The sequence below is a fragment of the Nostoc sp. CHAB 5715 genome (assembly GCF_020829685.1).
Classification (GTDB): domain Bacteria; phylum Cyanobacteriota; class Cyanobacteriia; order Cyanobacteriales; family Nostocaceae; genus Nostoc.
This window is the reverse complement of sequence record NZ_JAIVFR010001157.1, coordinates 1-2129: the sequence shown is the minus strand read 5'-3', so window position 1 is coordinate 2129 and position 2129 is coordinate 1. Positions and strand designations below refer to the sequence as shown.

General features: G+C 39.5%; 1 protein-coding gene and 1 pseudogene. Both read left to right on the top strand.

What is annotated here, in order from left to right; translation table 11 throughout:
• A pseudogene (locus LC574_RS37140) lies at nt 1-662 on the top strand (hypothetical protein); the annotation flags it as partial.
• Between the two features lie 34 nt (nt 663-696).
• Nucleotides 697-2129: carbamoyltransferase HypF (gene hypF / locus LC574_RS37135; protein ID WP_229458625.1), on the top strand; the 1433-nt coding region annotated here is incomplete at its 3' end.

Below are 2129 nucleotides of genomic sequence, written 5' to 3'. Positions count from 1 at the left end.
CCTATGGTGTTTTCTATCATCAAAAACGGCTATTTATTGCTGACACTGGTAATCGAAGAGTATTAATTTGGCATCAGTTACCAACAGAAAATGGTCAACCTGCTGATGTAGTTTTGGGGCAACCAGATATGATATCTCGCAATGAGAACGGCGGTGCTTCTCCAACCGCAACGAGTATGCGTTGGTGTCACGATATCACCTTTTGGGGAGAAAATCTGGTTGTCAGCGATGCAGGTAATCACCGGGTAATGATTTGGCAGGGAATACCCACAAAAAATAATACTCCTTGTGCAGTAGTTTTAGGACAAAAAAGCTTTGATTTTGTGGAAATGAATCAAGGAGTTTATTATCCTAGTGCTAGTAGTTTGAGTATGCCCTACGGTGTGGGAGTGGCTGGGGATTGGTTATTAGTTGCAGATACTGCTAATTCCCGTTTGTTAGGATGGAGAAAACCAGAATCAATTTTATCACTGCAAGGTGTAATGGCAGATGGGTTGGCAGGACAAATAAATTTCCAAAGTAAAGGTGAAAATCGTAATTTCGGACTGCCAAAACGATATAGCTTAAATTGGTGTTACGGAATAAAAATTTGTGGCAATACGGCGATAATAGCTGATTCTGGAAATAACCGAATTTTGCTGTGGCAGTTTAATAATTTGTAATTTGTAATTCGTAATTTTTTAAAGTCATATTTATATGGCGGCTGAAGAAATTAGAGTTTGTGGTACTGTTCAAGGAGTAGGATTTCGCCCTACTGTATATCGTCTCGCTAAAGCCTGCGGTTTGCGTGGAGATGTTTGTAATGATGGTCAAGGTGTTTTAATTAGGGTATCTGGTAGTGAAGAAGCAATAACAGAATTTGTTGCCAGATTGCAAACAGAATGTCCACCGTTAGCAAAAATTAATCAACTAAGAAGAATTATTTATGAAGGTGAATTGAAATTTGATAATTTTGTGATTTCTACTAGTGTCAGTAATGCTATTAAAACAGAAATTACCCCTGATGCAGCCACTTGTCCACAATGTCAACAAGAAATATTCGACCCCTTTAGCCGCTTTTATCGCTATCCCTTTACTAACTGCACTCATTGCGGCCCCCGCTTGAGTATTATTCGTGCGATTCCTTACGACAGATGCAATACCAGTATGTCTGCGTTTGCGATATGTTCAGAATGTGCAAAGGAATACCACGATGTCGAAAACCGCCGTTTTCACGCCCAACCTGTCGCTTGTCATGCTTGCGGCCCTTCAGCTTGGTTAGAACGCGCCGATGGTAAATCGGTTACTACTTCCATGTTCTCCATGCTGGATGATGTTGATGCCGTTTGTACCTTGTTGCAAAAGGGTGAGATTATAGCAATTAAGGGCTTAGGTGGTATTCATCTAGCTTGCGATGCAACTCAGGAAACCGTTGTACAAAAACTGCGTCAGCGCAAAAAGCGCTATCATAAACCTTTTGCTTTAATGGCGCGAGATATTGAGGTAATTGAAGAATATTGCAGTGTCAACGCCAAAGAAAAAGAATTATTGACAAGTTCTGCTGCACCAATTGTTTTACTACAAGCCACAGGTAAAAAAGTAGTAGCACCATCGATAGCATCAGGGCAAAATACCCTTGGTTTCATGCTAGCTTATACGCCTTTACACCATTTAATTTTGCGGCGGATGAATCGCCCAATTGTTTTAACAAGTGGTAATATTGCTGATGAACCACAATGTATTGATAATGACGAAACAAGAGAAAGATTAAACACAATCGCTGATTATTTTCTTTTTCACAATCGAGAGATTATTAATCGGGTAGATGATTCTGTTGTGCGTGTTATCGGCGATAAAGTCCAAATAGTTCGCCGTGCCAGAGGATATGCACCAGCACCAATTAGTTTACCATCAGGATTTGACAATGTACCGCAAATTTTAGCAATGGGTAGTGAGTTAAAAAATACCTTTTGCTTATTGCGTGAAGGAGAAGCAATTCTCTCTCAACATCTGGGAGATATAGAAAATGCTGCGGCTTTCAATGCTTACCAAGAAACTTTAAATTTATACTTAAATTTATTTGAGCATAAACCAGAAATAATCGCCATTGATAAACATCCTGAATATCTTTCAAGCAAACTTGGTAAGGA